Origin of the sequence: Pontibacter coccineus (assembly GCF_030546575.1) — a bacterium.
GTDB classification, from domain to species: domain Bacteria; phylum Bacteroidota; class Bacteroidia; order Cytophagales; family Hymenobacteraceae; genus Pontibacter; species Pontibacter coccineus.
In genome coordinates, this window is sequence record NZ_JAUOTN010000003.1 from 316,270 (window position 1) to 338,984 (window position 22,715).

At 53.2% G+C, this 22,715-nt stretch carries 24 protein-coding genes; 8 read left to right on the plus strand and 16 right to left on the minus strand.

Features of this window, described 5'->3' with window-relative positions:
* Positions 1 to 221: 221 nt before the first annotated feature.
* The gene (locus Q4E40_RS08570) at positions 222 to 2,429 is read right to left on the minus strand and encodes a S9 family peptidase (protein ID WP_303411426.1); all 2,208 of its coding nucleotides are present in this window, start codon (positions 2,427 to 2,429) and stop codon (positions 222 to 224) included.
* A 130-nt stretch (positions 2,430 to 2,559) separates the two neighbouring features.
* Here Q4E40_RS08570 and Q4E40_RS08575 point away from each other — a divergent pair, with 130 nt between their 5' ends.
* Complete coding sequence (locus Q4E40_RS08575) at positions 2,560 to 2,811, plus strand: acyl-CoA-binding protein (protein WP_303411428.1); 252 nt, start codon at positions 2,560 to 2,562, stop codon at positions 2,809 to 2,811.
* Positions 2,812 to 2,865: 54 nt separating this feature from the next.
* Here the strand turns inward: Q4E40_RS08575 and Q4E40_RS08580 are convergent, their stop codons facing one another.
* The 4 genes from Q4E40_RS08580 to Q4E40_RS08595 form a co-directional block, all read right to left on the minus strand.
* Complete coding sequence (locus Q4E40_RS08580) at positions 2,866 to 3,288, minus strand: putative signal transducing protein (protein ID WP_303411429.1); 423 nt, start codon at positions 3,286 to 3,288, stop codon at positions 2,866 to 2,868.
* Between the two features lie 21 nt (positions 3,289 to 3,309).
* Entirely contained in the window at positions 3,310 to 3,534 is a 225-nt protein-coding gene (locus Q4E40_RS08585) for a CDGSH iron-sulfur domain-containing protein (RefSeq protein WP_303411430.1), read from the minus strand.
* Between the two features lie 142 nt (positions 3,535 to 3,676).
* Positions 3,677 to 4,477 carry a hypothetical protein gene (locus tag Q4E40_RS08590; RefSeq protein WP_303411431.1) on the minus strand — a complete coding sequence of 267 codons (801 nt, stop codon included), beginning with the start codon at positions 4,475 to 4,477 and terminating at the stop codon, positions 3,677 to 3,679.
* Between the two features lie 233 nt (positions 4,478 to 4,710).
* On the minus strand, positions 4,711 to 7,149 hold the full coding sequence (locus Q4E40_RS08595) for a GAF domain-containing protein (protein WP_303411432.1): 2,439 nt from the start codon (positions 7,147 to 7,149) through the stop codon (positions 4,711 to 4,713).
* Between the two features lie 242 nt (positions 7,150 to 7,391).
* Between Q4E40_RS08595 and Q4E40_RS08600 the strand changes: the two genes are divergently transcribed.
* Entirely contained in the window at positions 7,392 to 8,024 is a 633-nt protein-coding gene (locus Q4E40_RS08600; RefSeq protein WP_303411433.1) for a DUF6565 domain-containing protein, read from the plus strand.
* A 99-nt stretch (positions 8,025 to 8,123) separates the two neighbouring features.
* Here Q4E40_RS08600 and Q4E40_RS08605 read toward each other — a convergent pair whose 3' ends face one another.
* Positions 8,124 to 8,300, minus strand: coding sequence for a hypothetical protein (locus Q4E40_RS08605; RefSeq protein WP_303411434.1), 177 nt, complete (start codon positions 8,298 to 8,300; stop codon positions 8,124 to 8,126).
* Between the two features lie 261 nt (positions 8,301 to 8,561).
* Here Q4E40_RS08605 and Q4E40_RS08610 point away from each other — a divergent pair, with 261 nt between their 5' ends.
* From Q4E40_RS08610 to Q4E40_RS08625, 4 genes are all read left to right on the plus strand, one after another.
* Entirely contained in the window at positions 8,562 to 9,176 is a 615-nt protein-coding gene (locus Q4E40_RS08610; RefSeq protein ID WP_303411435.1) for a deoxynucleoside kinase, read from the plus strand.
* Positions 9,177 to 9,293: 117 nt separating this feature from the next.
* The gene (locus Q4E40_RS08615; protein WP_303411437.1) at positions 9,294 to 10,961 is read left to right on the plus strand and encodes a dipeptidyl-peptidase 3 family protein; all 1,668 of its coding nucleotides are present in this window, start codon (positions 9,294 to 9,296) and stop codon (positions 10,959 to 10,961) included.
* Positions 10,962 to 10,965: 4 nt separating this feature from the next.
* Positions 10,966 to 11,421, plus strand: coding sequence for a hypothetical protein (locus Q4E40_RS08620; protein ID WP_303411439.1), 456 nt, complete (start codon positions 10,966 to 10,968; stop codon positions 11,419 to 11,421).
* A gap of 239 nt (positions 11,422 to 11,660) precedes the next feature.
* Positions 11,661 to 11,882 carry a hypothetical protein gene (locus tag Q4E40_RS08625; RefSeq protein WP_303411440.1) on the plus strand — a complete coding sequence of 74 codons (222 nt, stop codon included), beginning with the start codon at positions 11,661 to 11,663 and terminating at the stop codon, positions 11,880 to 11,882.
* 85 nt (positions 11,883 to 11,967) lie between these two features.
* Here Q4E40_RS08625 and Q4E40_RS08630 read toward each other — a convergent pair whose 3' ends face one another.
* The 6 genes from Q4E40_RS08630 to Q4E40_RS08655 form a co-directional block, all read right to left on the minus strand.
* Positions 11,968 to 12,360 (minus strand): hypothetical protein, encoded by a 393-nt coding sequence (locus Q4E40_RS08630; RefSeq protein ID WP_303411441.1) that lies wholly within the window; start codon positions 12,358 to 12,360, stop codon positions 11,968 to 11,970.
* Positions 12,361 to 12,380: 20 nt separating this feature from the next.
* Positions 12,381 to 13,520, minus strand: coding sequence for an NAD(P)/FAD-dependent oxidoreductase (locus Q4E40_RS08635; protein ID WP_303411442.1), 1,140 nt, complete (start codon positions 13,518 to 13,520; stop codon positions 12,381 to 12,383).
* A gap of 2 nt (positions 13,521 to 13,522) precedes the next feature.
* A complete protein-coding gene (locus Q4E40_RS08640) occupies positions 13,523 to 13,777 on the minus strand; it encodes a hypothetical protein (protein WP_303411444.1) in 255 nt (84 codons plus the stop codon).
* On the minus strand, positions 13,774 to 14,427 hold the full coding sequence (locus Q4E40_RS08645; protein WP_303411446.1) for an alpha/beta hydrolase: 654 nt from the start codon (positions 14,425 to 14,427) through the stop codon (positions 13,774 to 13,776). The genes Q4E40_RS08640 and Q4E40_RS08645 overlap by 4 nt, the downstream gene beginning before the upstream one ends.
* Before the next feature lie 57 nt (positions 14,428 to 14,484).
* Positions 14,485 to 15,435, minus strand: a complete 951-nt coding sequence (locus Q4E40_RS08650) for an alpha/beta fold hydrolase (RefSeq protein WP_303411447.1) — start codon at positions 15,433 to 15,435, stop codon at positions 14,485 to 14,487.
* 165 nt (positions 15,436 to 15,600) lie between these two features.
* Positions 15,601 to 17,088, minus strand: coding sequence for an APC family permease (locus tag Q4E40_RS08655; protein ID WP_303411449.1), 1,488 nt, complete (start codon positions 17,086 to 17,088; stop codon positions 15,601 to 15,603).
* A 342-nt stretch (positions 17,089 to 17,430) separates the two neighbouring features.
* Between Q4E40_RS08655 and Q4E40_RS08660 the strand changes: the two genes are divergently transcribed.
* Positions 17,431 to 17,628 (plus strand): hypothetical protein, encoded by a 198-nt coding sequence (locus tag Q4E40_RS08660; protein WP_303411450.1) that lies wholly within the window; start codon positions 17,431 to 17,433, stop codon positions 17,626 to 17,628.
* On the opposite strand, the gene Q4E40_RS08665 is transcribed toward Q4E40_RS08660, so the two are convergent.
* The 4 genes from Q4E40_RS08665 to Q4E40_RS08680 form a co-directional block, all read right to left on the minus strand.
* Complete coding sequence (locus Q4E40_RS08665; protein ID WP_303411452.1) at positions 17,625 to 18,098, minus strand: hypothetical protein; 474 nt, start codon at positions 18,096 to 18,098, stop codon at positions 17,625 to 17,627. The two genes, Q4E40_RS08660 and Q4E40_RS08665, sit on opposite strands and share 4 nt — an antisense overlap.
* A 111-nt stretch (positions 18,099 to 18,209) precedes the next feature.
* Positions 18,210 to 18,572 (minus strand): Rieske (2Fe-2S) protein, encoded by a 363-nt coding sequence (locus Q4E40_RS08670; protein WP_303411454.1) that lies wholly within the window; start codon positions 18,570 to 18,572, stop codon positions 18,210 to 18,212.
* 8 nt (positions 18,573 to 18,580) lie between these two features.
* The gene (locus Q4E40_RS08675) at positions 18,581 to 18,952 is read right to left on the minus strand and encodes a DUF3221 domain-containing protein (protein ID WP_303411455.1); all 372 of its coding nucleotides are present in this window, start codon (positions 18,950 to 18,952) and stop codon (positions 18,581 to 18,583) included.
* Between the two features lie 105 nt (positions 18,953 to 19,057).
* Positions 19,058 to 19,741, minus strand: coding sequence for a hypothetical protein (locus Q4E40_RS08680; RefSeq protein WP_303411457.1), 684 nt, complete (start codon positions 19,739 to 19,741; stop codon positions 19,058 to 19,060).
* A gap of 412 nt (positions 19,742 to 20,153) precedes the next feature.
* Here Q4E40_RS08680 and Q4E40_RS08685 point away from each other — a divergent pair, with 412 nt between their 5' ends.
* Positions 20,154 to 22,688: a PIG-L family deacetylase gene (locus tag Q4E40_RS08685; protein WP_303411458.1), complete on the plus strand. Its 2,535-nt coding sequence runs from the start codon at positions 20,154 to 20,156 to the stop codon at positions 22,686 to 22,688.
* Positions 22,689 to 22,715: the final 27 nt, after the last annotated feature.

Consider the following 22,715-nt stretch of genomic DNA (forward strand, 5'->3'; position numbering starts at 1 on the left):
ACATTGTCATCTCGACGAAAGGAGAGATCTGAATTTTTCCAAAACCGGAACCCTATTCAGGATTTCTCCCTAAGGGTCGAAATGACAGTATAGGGTAATAACAAGCAACCCCGCCGCAAAATCATTTGCGGCGGGGTTGCTTGTTTTCGGGGATAATGAAGACAACCTCTATTGATTGATCATTATTGTCTCATTAATCATTCTTCATTACCCATTAATCATCACTCCTTGATCCCTGCCAGCTTCAAAAAGAAAGCATACTGCAGGGCAGTTTCGCGGTAGGGCTGGAAGCGGCCGGAGGCACCGCCGTGGCCTGCTTCCATGTTGGTCTGGAAGAGGAGCAGGTTGTCGTCGGTCTTTAGCTCACGCAGCTTGGCCACCCACTTGGCTGGCTCGAAATACTGTACCTGCGAGTCGTGGAGACCGGTGGTGACGAGCATGTTCGGGTATTCCTTGGCCTCTACGTTGTCATAGGGCGAGTAGGAGAGCATGTAGTCATAAGCGTCTTTGTTGGCCGGGTTGCCCCACTCGTCAAACTCACCGGTGGTGAGCGGAATGCTGGTATCGAGCATGGTGGTGACTACATCCACAAACGGTACGGCGGCGTGCATGCCTTTGTACAAGTCTGGGCGCATGTTGGCAACAGCACCTATCAACAAGCCACCGGCGCTACCGCCTTGTGCAAACAGCTTGTCCGGATTGGTATAGCCCTGCTTGATCAGGTATTCCGATACATCGATAAAGTCCGTGAAGGTGTTTTTCTTCTTCATCAGTTTACCGTCCTCATACCACTGGCGGCCCATCTCCTGTCCACCCCGGATATGGGCAATGGCGTACACAAAGCCGCGGTCCAGGAGGCTCAGGCGAACGGAGCTAAAACCAGGGTTCATACTGATGCCGTAGGAGCCGTAAGCGTACTGCAGTGTCGGGTTGTTGCCGTCGAGCTTGAGGCCTTTGCGGTATACCAGCGACACCGGAATTTTGGTGCCGTCTTTAGCCGTGGCGTAGATGCGCTTGGATTCGTAGTTGTTCTTATCGAAATCGCCTACCACTTCCTGTTCTTTCAGCAGCGTTTTCTGCTTCGTTTGCATGTTGTAGTCAAACGTGGAGCTTGGTGTGGTGAGGGAACTGTACACATAGCGCAGCACCTTGCTGTCGAAGTCGGGGTTGATGCTGATGCCGGCGGTATACGCCTCTTCCCCAAAATCTACATAGTAATCGGTCTTCGGATCGTTCCACTTCTTCACGCGCAATTCCGTCAGGCCGTTCTTACGCTCCTGCAGCACCAGGTAATCCTGAAATATTTCAGCCTCTTCCAAGTACGTGTCAGCGCGATGCGGAATTACATCCTTCCAGTTTTGCTTGGTGGTTTTGCCTACCGGTGTTTTCATCAGCTTAAAGTTGGTCGCGCCGTCCTTGTTGGTGCGGATGTAGAAGCTGTCCCCGAAGTGGTCGACGCTATACTCCAGGCCGCGCTCGCGGGGCTGAATCACTTTAGGCGTGGCTGTTGGGTTAGCGGCATCCAGGAAACGGAATTCCTGTGAGAGCGTGCTGCTGGAGCCGATGATGATGTACTTGTCTGACTTGGTCTTATATACAAACGTGTTGAAAGTCTCATCAGCCTCGTGGTATACCTCTTTGTCCTGTGCGGTGGGAGTGCCCAGGGTATGGCGGAAGATCTTGAAAGAGCGCAAAGCCGGGTCTTTCATGGTATAGAAGACGTTCTTGTTGTCGTTTGCCCACACTGCCCCGCCCGTGGTGTTGGGTATACGGTCAGGCAGCAGCTCGCCGGTCTGCAGGTCCTTGAAGCGGAGGGTGTACTGGCGGCGGCTCACGGTGTCTTCCCCGAAAGCCACCAGCCGGTTATTGGGGCTCACGTTCATGCCGGCGGCGGCATAGTAGCTCTTGCCCTCGGCGCGCTCGTTGGCGTTCACCATCACCTCTTCCTTGGCATCCAGGCTGCCTTTCTTACGGGCATAGATCGGGTACTCTTTGCCGGCCTCAAAGCGGGTGTAGTAGAAATAGCCGTTCTTCTTATAAGGCACCGACTCATCAGTTTGCTTGATGCGGCCCACAATCTCGTTAAAGAGCTTTTCCTGCAGCTGCTCTGTATCGGCCATTACCTGCTTGGTATATTCGTTTTCGGCGTTCAGGTAGGCGATCACTTCCGGGTTGTCGCGCTCGTTCATCCAGTAGTAATTGTCGGTGCGGGTATCGCCGTGCGCTGTGAGTTCTTTCGGTTTCTTGGCAGCCACAGGCGGTTGAGGCAGAGCGGCCTCCGCCTTTACCGTGGTGTCGGCCGTTTGATCGGTCGTGGCCGTCTCGGTTGTGGTGGGTTGTTGCGTCGTCGTGCTGCAGGCTGTCCCTGTCAGCAGGCAGGCCGAAAGCAGTAGGGCCGGAGCAGAATTGCTGTAGTGTGCTTTTTTCATAGTGTGTATCTTTTATACAGAATATAAAAATAAGGAAAATAATGAGAAGTTAATTATAAATTAAAGTTATGCATGCAGCGTATTTTTTTATACCTTGTCCTCACTAAAAAAACAATTTATCCGACACACTATGGCAACACAAGAAGAATTTGAGCAGGCAGTGGCTCAGTCGAAGGAGCTAACGGAACGCCCGTCGAATACTATTCTGCTGCAACTTTACAGCTTATTCAAGCAGGCTACGGAAGGGGATGTGAACACGGAGCGTCCGGGTGGTTTTGATTTTAAAAACATCGCCAAGTGGGATGCGTGGAAAAGCCTGCAAGGAACGAGTCCGGAAGATGCCCGCGCACAGTATGTGCAGCTGGTAAACAGTTTGAAGTAAGACCGGCGGACAGCATTTGGCAGGCATAAAAAAAGCGCCCCACGGGGCGCTTTTTTAGTTTTCTTTCCAAGTATAGTGGCAGTCGTGGCAACCGTAACGCCTGCTGACGAAGGGTAGGGTGATACCCAGCACTCCTCCAAAAAATCCACGGGCAGAGATGTTTTTTGACTCGCATATCGGGCATGCCTCAGCATCCAGGTATACCTGAGCGGGCGGTGCCAGCTCAATGTTGTCGTCAATGATGTACTCACTGGTGCCGCGCTCAATACGGCCCAATAACTCGAGGGCCTCTTCTACATCGCCTTCTGTCACCTGCAGTTTCACGCCACCCACCGCCAGCGAGTACAGTGGCTGTGCCGCAATGATCTGCTCGTCACCCAAAAAGCACAGGATTCCCTCTGCTTCCAGGCGGCCTTTCAGGATGTGGGCCTCAGTGGGTTGGCTGAAGGTGGCAACGGTGATCAGGCGCTCGGCCATGGTGAACGGGTTGTGTTAGGGTTACTGTTTTTTGGGAGGAAGATCAAAGGCCTCGGCATCATGCTCGAAGTGGCCTTTGTGCGAGCCGTCGCAGAAGGGTTTGTTCTGCGACATGCCGCAGCGGCAGATCGAAACCAGTTCGCGGCCACCGAGCCCGTATACGTTGCCGTGCTTGTCCACGATCTCAAACTCACCCTCTACACGCAGGGAGCCATTGCTGTTCACTGTTATTTTCGTCTTCGACATTGTCTTTTGTTTAGTACAATAACAAATATAGCTTTTTTACGGCACAATTACCAGCCGTCTGCCTGCAACAGGAAAGGGCCAGAAACACCACAGCCCCCGGACGTGGACGGCCGGGGGCTGTGACTCTGACGGCGTACCGGCATTAGTTGCTGTACACGTAGTTGAATGTTTGGGACTTACCGTTTGGCAGTGTCACCGTCTGGCTGATCGGCATGCCGCTGTCGTCGTACTTGTACGAGTAAGAGCGTGTGAAAGCCTTTTGGCTGTTGTGTACTTCCATAGAAGAGCGCACCAGGTTGTTTGGGCTGCTGGCCGAACCTGGCTCTGCAAATGCGTGCAGTGGGTTCGGGTTAGCATCGTAAGAGTTGGTTGTGGTCGCGTAAAGCTTCGCATCTCCAGTACCATCAATCACAAACTGCTTTTCCTGGGCGTAGTTACCGTTTGGCATCACTTCATATGTCGTGAATGACTTCAGTTTGCCTTTCTCCTCGGTGCCTTCGTACACTGACTTCTTGCTCAGCTTGTTGGCGGCATCATAAGAATATGTGCTGTAGGTCTGGTACTCCGGCTTGCCACCTGTAAAGTAAGTGGAAACCGATTTGCTCAACTCGCCTTTGTCATTGTAGGTGTAGTGCTGCTCTGTCAGAAGCGCCTGGTTTTTGCCGGCGTAGGTAGTGCTCTTGATCAGGCGGCCCTTGTTGTCACGCTCATACTTGTCGAAACTATCCACCTCGCCTGTCTCCTGGTTGTAGTGGTTTACCTGGCTAAGCTGCTTGCCCACCACTTTGTAAGAAGTAACCTCGGCGGAATCCAGCATCACATGTGACAGGGCACCCTGGTCAAAAGTAGGCTCTGCAGACTCGTTGTCATTTTTTTCGCAAGACGAAAGTGCTACCACGCCAAACACGAGCATGGCAGGTAAAAAACGGTTTTTCAATTTCATTTGGCTAAAAGTTGAAAAGTGAAAATAAATAAACAGCACAGGGCGCTTCCCCGGCAGTCTCAGGTAAAACGCCCTTTCCTTTAAAATAATTGCACTGTGGCAGAGAAAATTACAGCAATGCCTGTAGTTGGTAGAATCTTACAAGCGTCATTGTACTGTAAATAGCTTATTTATAGCCAATTGGAATTTGAATTTATTTTTAAAAAAGTTGCGCTTTGCGAAAAAGTGCAATTTTAATTGAGTGTGGCCGCCCGTGCGATCTGAAGCAGCTCGTCGCCGGCATCAATGTCGTGGCGCAGTTGCTCCTGGAAATTGATCGAAATGCGGAGCGCCTTCAGTCCCTGCACGCCCTGTAGCTCTTCTATCTCCAGGTCCTCTACTCCCTGCTCAATATACCCTTCCGCCTGCAGAAAGTCGATGTAGCGGCGGTACTCCTGCGCCTCGCGTGGCTGTGTGTACACAATGGCCACCTTGCCGGGCTGGGTGAGGCGCTCCTCGGTACCGCGCAGCGTGGCCTTGTCTATTCGCTTCTTGATGATCTCGTAGCGGATGTTGTCGGCGCCTTCCACATCAAACTTTTTCTCGTCGAGCCGGAAGCGGATGCAGATCGGGTTGCTGTGCACCAGGATCAGCTGGGTGATCTCGAGCGGCAGTTTCAGGTTAGCGCGCAGTTTATGTATGCGGCGGGCTATCTCGCAGGTGAGCATCAGTTGCCACAGGCGCATGTTCTTCAGGTATAGCTCCTCAAAATGACCGCTGTTCAGTAGCGATGCCCCGATGTAGATGTTGTACTCCAGCCCATCCGTCTTATACTTCTCAAAGTAGTGCGGAAAGATCTGCTGCGCCTTTTCCTCCTCCCGGTCCAGGAAGCTGGAAATGGTGTCGTTGATCAGGTATAGGCTCTCTTCGTAGGCGCGCCGCTTGTTGTACACCACGCCGTTTGGATTGTTGGTGGCTTTGCGATAGGCTTCGATGGCCTTTTGGGTAGAAGGGTACTTCTGGGTGAAGTGATTGAAGAGCGGTTCGATCTCGCTGCGCAGAAACTCCAGCACCACAGCCTCGTCGCCCGAGCCCAGTTCCTGCACGATGTTTTGCGAGTACTTGTCTATCTTATAGATCAACTCATCCAGAATGGAGAGCGGCAGCTTGTCTTTGGCGGCCAGAATCACCTCTTTGGCCAGTACCAACTGGTCTATCAGGTCGCCTTGTATGGCCCTATTGCGCTCCGAAGCCGAACTGCGAACGTCCGATACCCCGTAAAGTGGGAAAATGTCGCGGAACACGATCGGTTCGATCTCGGCCGGCACATTGCGCTCCATCTTATCGAGCAGGTTGATGGCTGCCTGCGTAAAGCGCCACTCCACGATGGGGTGAATGGCCGTGTACTTCTCCTTGATGATGTTTTGGATGCTGCTGCGCAACTCATCGAGCATGCGGTTGAGGGCCAGCGCAAAAAGTGGCAGTATCTCCTTGAGCTTGATGGTGGAGAGGGCATTCAGCTCGCCAGGTATAGGCGAGGCCAGTTCCAGCATACCGATCGTTTTGCCCTCGTAGTGAAGCGGCGCGATGATCAGGTTTCGAACACCGGACTTAATCAACTCCTGCTCCAGTCTGTTGGTCTCATCCAGCTGCTCCAGGTCGTCTACTATAATGGTGTTGCCCTTGATGAGCACGGGGGCGTAGATGGACTCCGTCAGATCTTCCAGTTTGATGTGGGAGTCTTTCTGAAGCACCAGCCCGTTCCAGGTTTTGCGGGTAAAGTTAGTGTCGAACTCATGCAGTTCAGGCAGGGAGGCCAGACCTAGCCGCAGCCCCGGCAGCCCGAAGAGCACGCGCAGCTTCTGCTGCAGGCTCTCAAACCCCTCCGGTGTGGTCACTGAGTCCTGGTCGAGGAGGTCGTAGCGCAACGAGGAGATGGTCGCCTCGTTGGTCACGTCCGTGAAATCGTAGATGGCAAAGCCGCTGAACTCGAAGTTCTCTGGCGGAATCTTCTGCATCCAGAGGTCCAGGTCGTTGTAGCGGTTGATCAGAAAGTTTATCTCCTGCGTGCTGAGTTTCTTGATCGGACCCTTGGCCTTCACTTTCATGAACTTCAGGTCCGTGATCAGCTTGTAGTGCCGGTCCAGCTTGGTGAACTTGTCTTTGATACTGAAGATAAAGGGCTCGTCCACAAAGAAGTTGGCGTTGTAGAACTTCTCCAGGATCAGGGTATAGGCCGAGAGCGTCTGGCGGAAGAGCAGTGTCTTGAGGTCGAGGTTGAGCTTTTGGGTATAGTTGCCGCCTCCCAGCAGGTCGAGCTCCTCCAGGCGTGGCGTGGCGTAGAAACTGTCGAAGTGAAAGGGCAGCACCGTAGCACGCAGGTCGTTCTCCCAGAGGGCGCTCGGGAAAATATCCTCCATCAGGATATCGACCGTGTCGATGTATTTATTGATAATGGACACATCCTCGATAGGCTCCAGCAGCTCGGGGTTTTGGCGCAGCAGACCGGCCAGCTCGTTCACACGGGACACATTGCAGTTCGGGTCGGTCTTGATCTTGTTCTCCCAGTAAGTCACCAGCGGTGACAGGCTGAGGGTCGCCTTGAACGGAAAGCGTTCGGCGCTCAGGATGATCTCGTCCCGGTTAGGTATGGAAACAACGGTTTCGTGGAAGTTGTCCCTCGTTTTGCGCATATAAGTTTATTTGGTTGATGGGGGAAGAACGTGTATGGCACAATCCCAAGTGCGGCGCAGGCAAAATGCCTATCTTTGCATTAAACGTAAGCAACCGCAAAAGGATAGCAAACGGCATGTTATAGTGGGAGCAGGTATAGTGGCAGGATTAAAAAAATATAGCGCCATCAGAATATTCTGGCATAATATTTAATAGGAATGCTGTGTTAAAAGAGTATGCTGTAACATTATAAAACCAACCTATGAAGAAGCTATTTGTTTACGCCCTCATGCTTTTTATGGCCCTAAGCACGCTCGGCGCCCAGGCCCAGACCAAATCGAAACTGGAGCAGGACCTGGAGGATTTCAGAACCTGGATGAACAAAAGAGTAAACCAGGGCGATAGTATAACAAAGGCTGAATGGCCGGTAGTCAAGCAGGAGTTCAGGGCCCGCACCCAAAGTCTGGACCGCAGCAGCAGCCAGATGAACGAAGCCTCGAAGCAGGAGTATGGCGAACTGAAAAACCAGTACCAGGCGTGGGAGGCTGAGAAGGAAGAACGCTACGGACAGCCGCTTAGCCGCGAGACAGCCGTTACCTGGGAGCGCCGCCTGGCCGGCACCAACAAGATCGGACAGCTAAAGGCCAGTCAGTTGCGCGGCACTTTTGTCAGGTTCATGGAAAACGTGCGGGCGCAGCGCGCCGACTGGAGCCTCCGCGACTGGGACTATGCCGAGCACGTATACCTGCAGCTCAACGACCGCAGGCAGCAGGTACTCAGCCAGATGACCAACAGCGACAAGATGAAAGTGGCCGCGCTGCAAGTAGAGTTCAACACCCTGCGCAAAAGCCGTGACGCCAAGGACAGGTATAACCAGATGCGGGAGCAACGCTAGGGATACCCGTCTTACAGCGGGAGAATCCCATACCTAACAAAACAGCCGGGACTTGCAGTGATTGCTGCACGTCCCGGCTGTTTTCGGTTATAGTGTTAACTAGATGGCGTTCTGGCCTTTGGTGCCGCCAGACTGGTCGCCTTTGTTGCGGCCCTGGTTCGGGCTCTTGTCCTTCTTCTGGTCAGGCATGTTGCGGTTTCCTTCCTGGCCGCCCTGCTTTTTAGCCTCAGGCTGTTGCTGCGACTTGTTTTTGTCCTGGTTATGTCCCTTTGTCATAGCTTTATTTAAGTTTGGTTTCACTTACTGTTTACGCAGCCTGCTCTGATGGGTTGATGGCAACCAGAACAGCATTGGAGTCTAACTGGGCCGCTACACCCGTCGGTTTATTCCTCTGAGGTAGAGTACAGAGCGGGCTGGGGTGCATACTTCGACAGGCAGTGTGCATAACCACGTTGGTAAGTTTCAGGAAGAGAGACAAACAGGCACGAAAAAAAGCTTTAATTTGCAGCCGGTTTCTTCATCCATTATACCATTACCATGCACATTGCGATCGTCGGCAACATTGGCGCCGGCAAAACTACCCTGGCCACCAAACTTTCCCAGCACTTTAAGTGGGAGCTATACCTGGAGGCAGTCGAGAATAACCCCTACCTGAAGGATTTTTACGAGGACATGGAGCGCTGGGCTTTCCACCTCCAGGTGTACTTTCTGAACAGTCGCTTCGGACAGGTGCAGCAGATCCAGTCCAAGGACGGGCATGTGATCCAGGACCGCACGATTTACGAAGACGCTTTCATCTTCGCTAAAAACCTGCACGATTCCGGGCTAATGAGCACGCGCGATTACGAGAACTACTTTGCGCTTTTTCAGTCGATGATCAGCATGGTGAAGGCGCCTGACCTGATGATTTACCTGAAGGCCGACCTGCCGAAACTGATCGGACAGATCGAGAAGCGCAACCGCGAGTACGAAAACAACATCAGCATCAACTACCTGCGCAACCTCAACGAGCACTACAACACCTGGATGAGCAGTTACGACCAGGGCAAACTGCTGGTGATCGATGTGAACAACATGGACTTTGTGGCCAACCCCGAGGATCTGGGAAGCATTATTGAGCGGATTAACAGCGAACTGTTCGGTCTGTTTTAAGCAAGTGAAAAGCATCACATAGGTATAAGCCGCTGCTCTGATAAAGAGTGGCGGCTTTTTCTTTTACCCCAAATCCTGTATCTTTCTCTTGAAAAATAAAACTAACCTGATACCTACATGAAATCACGCCACCTGATACTAGCCTCCGCTGTAGCCGCCATGACGGCCGCCTGCACCGGCAGCACCACCGACGAAACTCAAACCACCGAGACTGAGCAGACCGGTGCCGCCACCACCGACCTGCAGCAGAAGTTGGGCATGTACACCACCGTGCGCCTCACCGCTGACCTGAACGGCCTGAGCGAAAAAGAGCGCCAAATGATTCCCTTGTTGATCGAAGCAAGCGACATCATGGACGAGCTGTTCTGGTATGAGGCCTATGGCAAGAAAGACTCCTTGCTCAGTGCCCTGACCGACGATGCCGCCAAACAGTTTGTGAAAATCAACTACGGCCCCTGGGATCGCCTCAACAACAACGAGCCCTTTATACCTGGCGTGGGACCAAAGCCGGACGCAGCCAACTTCTACCCGCACGACATGACGAAGGAGGAGTTTGAGAAGGCGAACCTGAAAGACAAAGCCAGTCAGTATACCTTGCTGCGACGCGACGCCAAGGGTAACCTGATCACGGTTCCTTACCACGAGCAGTTCAAGGAGCAGGTAAAACGCGCTTCTAACCTGTTGCGCCAGGCAGCGAACCTGGCCGAGGAGCCAGGCCTGAAAAAATACCTGACCCTGCGTGCTGATGCGCTGCTCAACGATAACTACCAGCCAAGCGACCTGGCCTGGATGGACATGAAGAACAACCGCATCGACGTAGTGATCGGCCCGATCGAAACTTACGAAGACAAGGTATTCGGCTACAAAGCGGCGCACGAAGCCTATGTGCTGATCAAGGACATGGACTGGAGCAAGCGCCTCGAGAAGTATGCGGCCTTCCTGCCCGAACTACAGCGTGGCTTGCCGGTAGCAGCCAACCTTAAAAAAGAAACCCCGGGCACCGATTCGGACCTGAACGCCTATGACGTGGTTTATTACGCCGGCGACTGCAACGCGGGCAGCAAAACCATCGCCATCAACCTGCCCAATGACGAAGAGGTGCAGCTGAAGAAAGGCACACGCCGGCTGCAGCTCAAGAACGCCATGCAGGCCAAGTTCGACAAGATCATGCTGCCGATTGCTGATGAGCTGATCGCCGATGACCAGAAGCAGCACATCACCTTCGATGCTTTCTTTGCCAATACCATGTTCCACGAAGTGGCGCACGGTCTGGGCATCAAGAACACCATCAACGGCAAAGGCACCGTACGGGAAGCTTTAAAAGAACACGCCTCAGCGCTGGAAGAAGGCAAAGCCGACATCCTGGGCCTGTACATGATCACGCAACTGCACAAGAAAGGCGAAGTGAGCGGCAGCCTCGAGGACTACTACACCACTTTCATGGCGGGCATTTTCCGCTCGGTACGTTTTGGCGCGGCCAGTGCGCACGGCAAGGCCAACATGGTACGCTTCAACTTCTTTAAGGAGAACGGCGCCTTCGAGCGTGACGCGCAGACGGGCAAGTACCGCGTGAACTACGTGAAAATGGGGGAGGCCATGGACAAGTTATCTGAACTGATCCTGACGCTGCAGGGCAACGGCGACTACGCCGGTGTAGGCAAATTGCTGAATGAGCAGGGGCAGATCAGCGCCGAACTACAAGCTGACCTTGACCGCCTGAGCCAAAAGAACATACCCGTGGACGTGGTGTTTGAGCAGGGCGTAGACGTGCTGGGCTTAAAGTAAAATCATGGCGTTGCTGCATTGGAAACAGGAAAATCTGACGTCCAGGAGGTATACTGTCAACGACGAAAACGGCGTGGTTGGCGAGCTCACCTTCAGGGGCTGGACAAGCAACGACGCCGATTTCAGCTCCGAGCGGATCAACCTTTATTTTCAGCGGAAGGGCTGGCTTGAGCATGATGTTACGATTCACTTCAAAGAGGAGGTGATCGGTATGAGCAAATCGTCAGGCTTTGGCCAAAGCACCACTACCTTGGTCACGGGCGAGCAGTTTACTTTCAAGGGAAAAGCATTGGACAGCAGCAGAGACTTACAGGACGAAGCGGGCAATAACCTGATGCGCTTTGAGCAGGGAAACTTTTCCATCGCAAGCGGGCAGATTTCCATTATCAGGGAAATTTCGGAGCTTACCAGGCTGCTGCTCGTGGCCACCGGACTCTACTTTAAGCATCTTAGTCAGTAACAGAGTGGCCCTCCTTGTGACAAATTTTACCAGACCGAACTACACAAGTAGTTGATACTTTGGCTTAAAGCCCCTGCCAAACGGCAGAGGCTTTTTAATTGTTAGCCTCAGGGGTAGTCTTTTGTTGGTTTGCAGGCATTCAGGGCAAATTGTGGAAAATTGCTCTTAAATATAGACAACCTAAAAGTGATCAGGGAGTAAAACTGTTTTCCAACTCACTTTAAATCAACTATTTAATTATGAAAAATTTTGTGAAATCCTTTTACGATTTTAACAGAGACAGCCCGCAGGAGCGCCAGGAACGCAACCAACTATACCCTGAACTGGCCAAATTCCACATTGCCCTTCGCGAAGAAATGAGCGAGGAAGAGTATCAGGAATTTTACAGAGCGGAGAAGGAAGCCGCCAAAAACCTGATGATCCCTAAACCTAACCCCACGTCTCAATGGATACGGATGTAACTCGTACTGACGATAGAAACTGAAAAAGGTAAACCGCTAGTGGTTTACCTTTTTTGTTTATGCACTTCCCCAAAACTATCGGTGGCTATACCTCCAGGATATTTCCATTCGATTCAGTTAACCGGATATACCTGCCCGAGCCTTTGTATAAGTAGAACCCAACCAAAGGCATAATAACCAGGAGCGGAATATATTTCCAGATCATACCCATCCCATAGAGCAGTCCTAATGCAACGGCTGGCAATAGTGCAAAAAGAGATGGAGCTAAAAGCACGATGGCCCCTATCTTTACGGCTTGCTTCAGGTATAGACTTTTGGTAAAATAGCAGAAGAGGATAGCCGAATTAATAGCCAGGCTACCCAGGGAGATCAAATCAAAATCCATGGTCAGTATATAAAGCCCCGCCACGATGTTGAGCGTTACCCAGGCCAACAGGATAATCCTGAAGGTAGTGTTGGTGATGATTGCTGTAGTCATTCAGATAGTGGCCAGAGTCATTAAAGTCTTTCTAATAGCAAGGCTGCCCCTTCTTCCCCCACCAGCGAACCAATGGCCACCCCCATGCCCCCCATGCGCACGGCACAGCATACGTGCTCCGATACCGGCTGCACGATGGTCGTCTTGCCGGGGCCTACCCCCATGATGCCGCTCCAACGCTGCTCTACTTCATACGGTGTGCCCGGTAAGATCACTTCGCGCAACAGTTCGTCCAGTTTGTTCTGCACCAATTCCGTTAGGCCCATCTCGGTTGTTTCTTCGGTTTTGAAATCGAGGTTGCGGCCGCCGCCGAAGAGTACCCGGTTGCCGATGTTGCGGAAATAGTAAAAGCCTTTGTCGTAGTGGAAAGTGCCTTTGAAGCGAAGGTCAGGTATAGGCTTGGTGATGAGCACCTGCGCCCGGGCCGGCACCACCTGCAGCTGTGGCAGCAGCTGGCGGGCAAAGCCGTTGGTGGCGACCAGGGCAGCGCGGGCAGGTATGGCGATGCCTTGTTTGGTGAGGGCGGTGATGCCGGCGCTTTCTTCCTGCAGACTCTCGATCTCCAGTCCGTTCAGCACGAGCACGCCCAGGGCCTGCACCTTCTGCGTGAGCGCCAGTATCATCTTGCCTGTGTCAATCTGCCCTTCGGCCGTGCTCTCGATCAGGTGTGCCAGTTGCTTAAATCCAAAATCACTGATCTTGTGGTCAGCCGGGCGGTACACATCCTGCTCGCCTATAACCTGCTGCAGCTGTTGGTTGAGGTAGGGCAGTTGCGCAAGACAGGCTTCGTACAGTGGCTTTTGGCTTTCCTCAAACAGTTCGTAGCCGCCCCAGCGGTGATAATCGATGGCCTGGTCGCCAAGGTTCCGGCGCAGGCGCTGCAGCCCGCGCCAGCGGCGCTCCACCAGCGCAAACACCTCTTCTTCGCTGTGGTGGCTCAGGTCGTCGAGCAGCTCGGAGGGACTTCCGAAGCAGGCGAAGCCGGCATTTCGGGTGCTGGCCCCAGTGGGCAACAGGCCGCGCTCCACGACCATCACTTTCAAGGCAGGCTGCTGTGTCTTCAGGTATAGCGCCGCGTTCAGCCCCACGATGCCGCCGCCCACGATGAGCACATCCACGTGGCTGAAATACGATTCCTTTTCCCAGAAACTCAACTCCATCACTACTCGTCTTCGCGGGTGTAGGTATGGGTATAGCCGCGGGCCGTCGCCTCGTCGATGATCTCAAAGCCGGTCAGCATGATCTCGCGCTCGCCGCTGTTGTAGCCGCGCACAAATACGCCTTCCGGACTTTCATAGATAGAGTAGTTGTGACGGCCGAAAGGGTAGAGGTTATTGCTTCTAAGCGTAGTCGCGTTGGTGAGGTCGGCGGTGCGGCCATCTGGTGTTTTGATGATGAATTTCTTTTTATCTGTCATGTTTCGCAATCTTCTAAAATCTTATCCAAGATAGCACTTATCTCGGAAGCGTGGCTCAAAACCATCAGGTGGCCACCCCTTTTTACTTGGATGATGCCCGGGTAGGAACCCATCGGCAGGATGCGGTCGGCCGTGCCGTGTATCATCACCGCACTCTCGTAGTGGTCGGGTTGGTGCCAGTTGAGCAACTGCCCGATGGCCCAGCGCAAAAAGTTGGGGTCGGTTTCGAGGATCACCTGCTTGAGCAAGGCTTTTTCGGCTTTGGTGCTGGCGCCGAACAGCAGCGGGCCTACAAAATGAAAGCGCTTGAGCCAGGACGCCGGTATAAGACGGTGGAGCCGAAGGAAGCCCATCAGGCGGTAGTACCATGGGAGGATCTTGCTGCTGGCGATGCTTGAGATCAGGATGGTTTTGCGCGGGCTTAGAAACCTGGAGAGCTCAATGGCCACCACCCCGCCGAAAGACATGCCCACCAGCACCGGGTTGGGTTCGGTGATCTGCTCGGCCAGCCGCAACGCATAAGCATGCAGGGGCTCATCGTCATAAGGCTGAATCCAGCGCACGTATACCTTGTTCCTGCATTTGATGTGCAGAAACTGAAACATGCGCTCGTCCGCCCCAAGTCCGCTGATAAAATAAACGGTGCTCATACAGCTTTGCCTCTACGGCTTTTGGCCAGGTAGGGCAGCAAAGCTACGGTTTTTCTGCTAATCGAGCTGGGCCACTTCCTGGCTGAGGAAGGACAGCACGTCCTGTACGGTTTCGTGTGCCTGCTCCTCCATCGGGATATGGCCCGCACCCGCATACAGCTTCAGTTGGGCACCTTTTATACCTTGCTGAAAGCGGCTGGCATCGGCAACCGGCACCCAGGCATCGGCCTTGCCCCACAGGACCAGGGTGGGTGCTCTCACATGCTCCAGCATGTGCAAGTTGTCAGTGTCCACCGTGTTGAGGCGATCTATCAAAGCGCGCCGGTTTCCCTCATGTAGCAGCAAGTCATGGCTCAGACTGATCGTTTCGGGTTTCAGTTTGTTATCATCGCCATATACCTCTCTGAGGCTCTGCTCTACAATAAAGCGCGGTGTTATGTACTTCAAAGTGTGCTTAAGCAAAGGCGTCTGGGCCAACCGGAAGGGGAGGGTAATGCGCTTGTCATTGGCGTTGGTGAAGCCAGTAGGGGAGACGAGAATCAGTTTACGCACGCGCTCCGGATGCGTAGCTGCAAAGTCGAAGGCGATCTGGCCGCCCAGGGAGCTGCCCCCAATATGCGCCCGCTCGATGCCCAGACTGTCCATAAAATGCATGAGCAGGTCACGGTAGTAGTCGATCGAGTACGAGCCGGATGCATTGGGACCGGTCAGGCCGAAGCCGGGCAGGTCGAGCCGCAGCACCCGGTACTGCTTGCTGAGTTCGGCAGACCAGCCGTCCCAGGTCTGGAGCGAGGCTGCCGTGCCGTGCAGCAGGATGATCGGTATACCCTGCCCTTCGTCGCGGTAGTGCAGGTCGGCGCCAGCGATGTTCATAAAACGGGAGGAGGGTGTCGTATACCTGTCTTTCAGCTCCTCGGCAGGTATATCCGCTCTGATCATCAGCGCAAAAGCAACAGGTATGGCCAGCGCAGCAACGACAGCTAGATGTTTTACCTTGATACGCATCATGGCCTTCGGATTGTAAATGTGAAATTCCTTTGTACTAATATATGAAATTATCTCCTGGCTGTTCTCTTCCCTGATACTCCTTTACTCCTAAAGTATTTGCGCGAAACAAAAAAGCAGCCTGCCATACCCGACAGACTGCTTTTTAGCTATTGTATAGGGAGGTGCTTACGAACCGGCATCTTCCTTGAACTTGTTTCCGAAGAAATAATAAACCGGAATGCCCAGCGCCACGATGATCAGGCCCGGCCAGGTATAGACTGGCTTGTAGATAAGCAGGATGATGCAGATGCCTGAGGCAATGAGTACGTACAGGGCCGGCAGGATCGGGTAGCCGAACGCTTTGTAAGGGCGGTTGAGATCCGGACGGCGCACGCGCAGCACAAATACCCCGATGATGGTGAGGATGTAAAAGAGCATCACCGCAAAGATCACGTAGTCGAGGAGGTCGTTGAAAGTGCCGGAGAGGCAAAGCAGGCAGGCCCAGGCGCACTGCATCCACAGCGCGGCGGCAGGCACGCCGTTTTTATTCAGATGCCCCATCTTCTCGAAGAACAGGCCGTCTTTGGCAATGGCGTAGTATACCCGAGCTCCGGACAGAATGGCGCCGTTGTTGCAGCCAAACGTGGAGATCATGATCAGGATGGCGATGCCTACGGTAGCCGGATAACCGCCGATCACCTCTGCCACAGCCGTTGCCACCCGGTCATTGGAGGCATATTTTATACCTTGCCCTATCACGTCCGTTGCGTTCGGGTCGCCGTTTAGCGGGAGCACGAGCAGGTATACCAGGTTGATGATCAGGTATAGGCCCATCACAATCGCGCTTCCGATCACCATGCTCAGCACGATGGTGCGCTTTGGGTTCACGATCTCATCGCCCGAGAAGCCGATGTTGTTCCAGGAGTCAGCTGAAAACAAGGCACCCACCATGGCAATGCCGATGGCCGTGATCAGCGCCATACCCACCGGAGGCGCTTCGCTGGTTCCCGCTGCGGCGGCGGCAGAACCCCAGAAATCAGAGAAGTTGGCCTGCACCGCTGTTTCGTTAATGCCGAAAAGCAGCCCGAAGAGAATCAGGCCGAACAGGGCGATGAGCTTGGTGCTGCCAAAAATGTTCTGGATCAGCTTGCCACTCTTTACGCCCCTGGAGTTGATGTACGTCAGGTATAGGATGCTGGCAATGGCCAGCAGCTGCACCGAGCTGAATTGGAAACTGCCCAAAGAAAACAGCACATTGCTTTCGCTGAACCAAGGTATAAGCACCCCTGTAAAGCGGGCAAAAGCGACGCCCACCGCTGCGATCACCCCCGTTTGGATCACGAGAAAGAGCGTCCAGCCATAGAGGAAGGCTACCATCTTGTTATAGGCCTCTTTCAGGTACACGTACTGGCCGCCCACTTTCGGAAACATAGAAGACAGTTCGCCATAGCTGATGGCGCCCACCATGGTCAGGAAGCCTGAGAGCACCCATACCAGCAGCATATTGCCCGGACTTACGACCGCCCTGGATATATCGGCGGTCACGATAAAGATGCCTGAGCCGATCATGCCGCCGGTCACGATCATGATGGCATCGAAAAGGGTGATCTCGCGCTTAAATTCGCCTTCTTTTTCTTCTTGCTGTATGCTCTTTACTTCTTCAATTTCCTGCATAGGAGCTGTCTTATACCTGCTTAAGCAGCCGCAAACCCACAAAGTGGGCAATGGCTGAGAGGCAAAATTAAAGCTAATTTTTTGGGAAAGGACAACTACAGGGGCATTATCTGTTAGAAAGCCTACAGTCAAGAAAATATATATAACTATACCTGTTAAAAATTGATTTTTTTGGCTTTAAAAAGGGATGGATGTTCGTCTGGTTTTTTGGGTACTTCACGGATGATTCCGGGCCCTTGGTATAAAATAGTAGTAATTAGTGCAACAGTACCTTGCATAACAAAGTACTATAGAATAACTTTGTCACAGTAATAAATTGATAACCATTTAAATATTAAAGCCATGAAAGTATTATTCGTAATCGCCGCCTCAGTATCTTGCTTCGGTCTTGCATTGCAACCAGCTACAAAAAACGCTCAGACTGTTGATGCTGTTGTAGCCAACCATGTTGAAATAGCTGAACCTATGATGACTGTCCTGCTCGACACAGTCGTGATCACACCTGTTGCGCCACAAGCGGTAGCTGCCAACGTGCGCTAAGCCGTAGCAGCCCGCTGGCCGGCGGCAGTGTCATCCTGCTCCAGGAGCCACTCTACGGCCAGGCGCCGTTCATAAAAGTTTTTCATGGAGAGCTGAGGGGTAATGCGCTCTTCAAGCTCTCGGGCAGCGAGTTTGCTGAACATACTGAAGGAGTAAACGTGCGCCATGTAGCGCAAACCGGCTCCGAGTACTTGCGGCAACCACTCAAACTGAAGCCAGTCATTGGCTTCCTGCCAGTCGCCGGTTACCTCCGACTTGTCGTTGAGTAACTTCGGGCAAGGGTCTTTTCTCAGCAGTTCGAGAAAGGCCTGGGCTGCGCAAACCACGTTGTCAGCCGTTATGTGGCCCTGCCACTTGGCTTCTATGTAGTCCTGTTTTCGCTGAATGGTCACGTACAAATCACCCATCATGTGGCGCAGTTCTACCGGTGCAGCCGGCGGTATTTCCGTACGAATGATTTTGTTTGCCATAGTCATAACAACAGTTGGTTGCGCATCAATGTAAACAATTCGTGCACCTCACCCACAGATATCGCCCTATTTTAAGTGGAGTGCTCCCTAACAGGGGTAAAGGCCTCTTTTTCAGGTAGTAGCCTCCCTCTGTTCTATTCCCACAAACACACCCTCATCCCTTAGCTCTACCCGGTGGAGAACCGCCTTGCGGGTACGAAAGTCACACTCTCGCCCATCCTGTAGGCTAAACCTGTAGCTGTGCCAGGGGCATATCACTTCATTCAGGTAATTCGTAGTGCCTTTGCTGAGGGAGTAGCCCAGGTGCGGACAGCTGTCGTCGAGGGCAAAAAAGCCGGTGGCGGTATGCGCAAAGCAGATGGACCGGCCATCCAGCACCAGTTGCTTCAGTTTGCGCGGAGGCACCTGCTCGTGGGCTTCATTCACGCTGTCAAACACCTTGTACCAGGTATAGCGCACTTGTTTCTGTTCCATCTGTCCATTTAGTTGCTTACCCGCACGGCAGATGCATGGGCCTGCACCGGAAAGGATTCCATTGCCTGTTCATCAAACCAGGCCTCTACCAGCTGACCCTCGCGCAGGTGGTCCAGCCGGAGCGTGGCTCCCTGCACGTTTTCAATATAAGTTTTGGCATCTATGCGCAGGGTTGCCTGTGTATAGTTTGTTCGCACTCCTTCCACAGATTCGACCAGCACCACGGCCACGCCTTCCTTCTTCTTAGAGTTGGTTTTTTTGATGTTGGTGATACTGCCCCGCATGTCGGGTTGCGTGTTGGGGATCTGGAAGCCGTCCTGCGGCTGGCATCCGGCCAGGAGGAGCGCTGCCAGGGGCAGTATGTTCAGGAATCTACTCATGGCACAGGGTCGTGTCGAGCCCATACCTTCTGGTTGGGCCTGCTTTGACAATTGTACGCAGGAGGGAGAGGATTAGTAAAGGAGCAGGCGCATTTTATTTGCCGCTTACGCTACCCGCATGAACTGGTCTGACAGCTCTCTGCGCAGGCTTTCGCCCTGGGTATAGTAAGAAAGGAAATCGGTGCGGCGGCAAGTGGCCAGGCGCGGTTCCTGACGCAGGGTGAGTCGGGAGCGTTTTCCTATCGTGAGTAGGCCGACCCCTTTTCGTTCGCATAGTTTGGAGAGGTAGTCTGCCATGGCATTGCCGCGCCAGCACAGGCTGCTCACCTGTATACCGAGCCACTGATGGTCGCCGGGTTGCTGCTTGAGTTGGTCTACCGCCACTTTGAGTTGCTGCTGAATGTAGTGCTTACGAAATCTGGAATGAAGGACAAAGCCAGCCACGGCAAGTATAGCAGGTATAGCGGCCATTGCCAGCCAGCTGCCGACCAGGTAGCAAGCGTAGGATGCTGCCCCAAAAATAGAGGCCGCCGTTAAATAGCGAACCCTGCCCAGTCCCCTTTTCTTGTAGGAGGAGAGAACACGCGCAATCTTGTCAGAAGCAGAGGTACTGAGGGAAACGGCAAAAAAGCTGTTGTCATGTTTCTGGTAGGCAAACAGCGCATCAGCAAAGGTGCCTTGATGGGTGGACACCGTTCTGTTTACAAGTAAACCAGATTTTTTTTCATGTTTGGCATAATAGGATCCAAGAAATTCGATTGCCTGGTCTCCGATGCTGCTCTCTGCCATATGCGTCAGTAGTTGTTTGTAGCCTTCAAATGCATTGTTTCATAGTTGGGGCTACCCAGTAAAACTGATGAGCCTTAGGCAGGATGCGTTAAGTGTCTTCCACTTTTTTACAAATATAGCGAGGGTAAAATATAAAGCTAATAATTAGATTATTTTTTTTAAAAATTTACTTTAGCCTATACCATTCTTTGATAAGTCCAGACTAGTCATATTACTATTCTATACTACCTGATTGCGAATTGTTGAGCTATTGGCTGTTTTAAATACAAGAAAATTATATCAATAGTTATATGTCGGGTTGGAGCGGCTTTCTGTCCTATAAAACCTGAAAAACTGGGTTGGCTAACGCAAATTTTTTAGATTTACGCCTCAGTGATAATGGCTCACGCTCACTGCTCTTTTAACTAAAACCATGAAAAAAAGTTTTCCGCTCTTATTTGCCCTATTTGTGCTGCTGACCTGTGGTCGGCTAGAGGCGCAGGCGCCCGCCAAACCCAATGCTGCTGAGCTACTGCAGGATCTGAAAAAATTGAATGTGCTGGGTACTGCGCTGTATGTGGCAGCACACCCCGACGACGAGAATACCCGCTTTATCGCTTACCTGTCCAACGAGAGGCTTTACAATACCGGTTACCTGTCCGTGACTCGTGGCGATGGCGGTCAAAACCTGATCGGGCCGGAGATTCGGGAAGGACTGGGTATTATCCGCACGCAGGAGTTGCTGCAGGCACGCCGCATCGACGGGGGGCAGCAGTTCTTCACTCGTGCCAATGATTTTGGCTATTCCAAAAATCCGGAGGAGACCTTTGCCATCTGGGACAAAGAGAAAGTGCTGCACGACGTGGTCTGGGCGATTCGCAAGTTCAAACCAGACGTCATCGTTACCCGTTTCTCCCCGAAGCCTTCTGAAACGCACGGTCACCACACGGCCTCGGCCATGCTGGCAAACGAAGCCTTCGAAGCCGCTGCCAACCCGAAGCGTTTCCCGGAACAGCTCAAGCACGTGCAGGTATGGCAGGCCAAACGAGTGCTTTGGAACACAGGCGTGTGGTCTTTCCGCAACCAGAAAGAATTTGAGGATTATGGCTCCCAGCTTCTGAAAGTGGACGTTGGTGGCTATAACCCGCTGTTGGGCAAATCTTATCCGGAGATCGCCGCCCTGAGCCGCAGCATGCACAAGAGCCAGGGCTTTGGTGCCACGGGTACGCGCGGTGTTACCATCGAGTATTTAGAGCATACCAAAGGAGAACGTGCCAAAGAAGAGCTTTTTGAAGGTATAAACACCACCTGGAGCCGCGTGAAAGGGAGCGAGAAAGTAGCTGCCCTGCTGCAGCAGGCGGTGGCGGAGTTTAAGCCCGAGCAGCCGTCCGCCGTAGTGCCTACGCTGCTGGCGGCCCGAAAAGAGCTGGCCAAACTACCGGACAGCTACTGGAAGCGCCTCAAAACCGAGGAGCTGGAGCAGGTGGTGAAGCACAGCCTGGGGCTATACCTGGAGGCGGTGGCCACAGACTATGCCGTAACGCCGGGCGAACACCTGAACGTGCAGCTGGAAGCCATCAACCGCTCGCCTATACCTGTGCAACTGGTAAGCATGCGGCCTGCCTTTGCTTCGAAGGACAGCATCCTGAATAAAACCCTTGCGCCAAATGAGGAACATTTGATTTCTTTTAAATTGCCGATTCCGGCCTCGGCACAGTTGTCTCAGCCTTACTGGCTCCGGCAGGATGGAACGCTGGGGCTGTTCCGGGTGGATGAGCTGCAGGAAATCGGAGCGCCGGAAAATAAGGCAGCTGCTGAAGTACGTTTTGACTTGAAGATCAACGGGGAGCCGTTCAGCTATACCGTGCCGGTGGTGTACAAGCGCAACGACCCGGTAGAGGGGGAGCAGTACCGGCCGCTGGCCATTACGCCGCCCGTGTTTGTGAACATCTCGGAAAAAGTGCTGATGTTTGCCGCGCAGGAGCCCAAGCCGGTGCATGTGCTGGTGAAATCGGGCAAGGCAGGTATAAAAGGCCATGTCGCCCTGCAACTGCCGAAAGGCTGGCGGGCAGAGCCCACTCAGGTGGCTTTTGACCTGGAGCAGAATGGGGCAGAGCAGCTGGTGCGCTTTATGGTGCATCCGCCAAAAGGGCAGCAGGAAGTAGAACTGAAAGCCGTGGCTACTGTCGGGGGCAAGCCCTATACCCGCGGACTCAACCTGATCCAGTACAGCCACATCCCCACCCAGACCACTTTCCCTGAGGCCGTGACCAAAGCCGTGCGCCTCGACCTGAAGCGTAACGGGGAGCAGATCGCTTACCTGATGGGGGCCGGCGACGACATACCTGCCAGTCTGCAACAGATCGGGTACAATGTGACGTTGCTGAAAGACGAGGATATCACCGACCAGAACCTGAAGCGCTTTGATGCGGTGATACTGGGTGTGCGGGCCTACAACACAGTGGACCGCATGAACTTTTACCAGCCGCGTCTGCTCAACTACGTGCAGCAGGGCGGTACCGTCATCGTGCAGTATAACACCGGGCACAGCCTCAAAACCAATACCATCGCCCCATATCCTCTGAAGATTTCAAGCCAGCGGGTAACGGTAGAGGATGCTGACGTGCGTTTCCTGAAGCCAGATCACCGCGTGTTGAACAGCCCGAACAAGATCACCAAAAAAGATTTTGAAGGCTGGGTGCAGGAGCGGGGCTTATACTTCCCGAATGAGTGGGGCAGTGAGTTTGAGGCCATTCTCTCGAGCAACGACCCCGGCGAGCCGGCCCGTGACGGCGGCCTCCTGATCGCGCGCTACGGCAAGGGGCACTTCGTGTATACCGGCTACTCCTGGTTCAGACAACTGCCCGCCGGGGTGCCGGGTGCCTACCGCATCTTCACCAACCTGATCTCGCTCGGAAACGGACACAGCGGCGCGCAAGGCAGCAGCGCGGAGAGTACAGCGAAATAGGCATTTAGCCTGGAACGGCAGCGATCA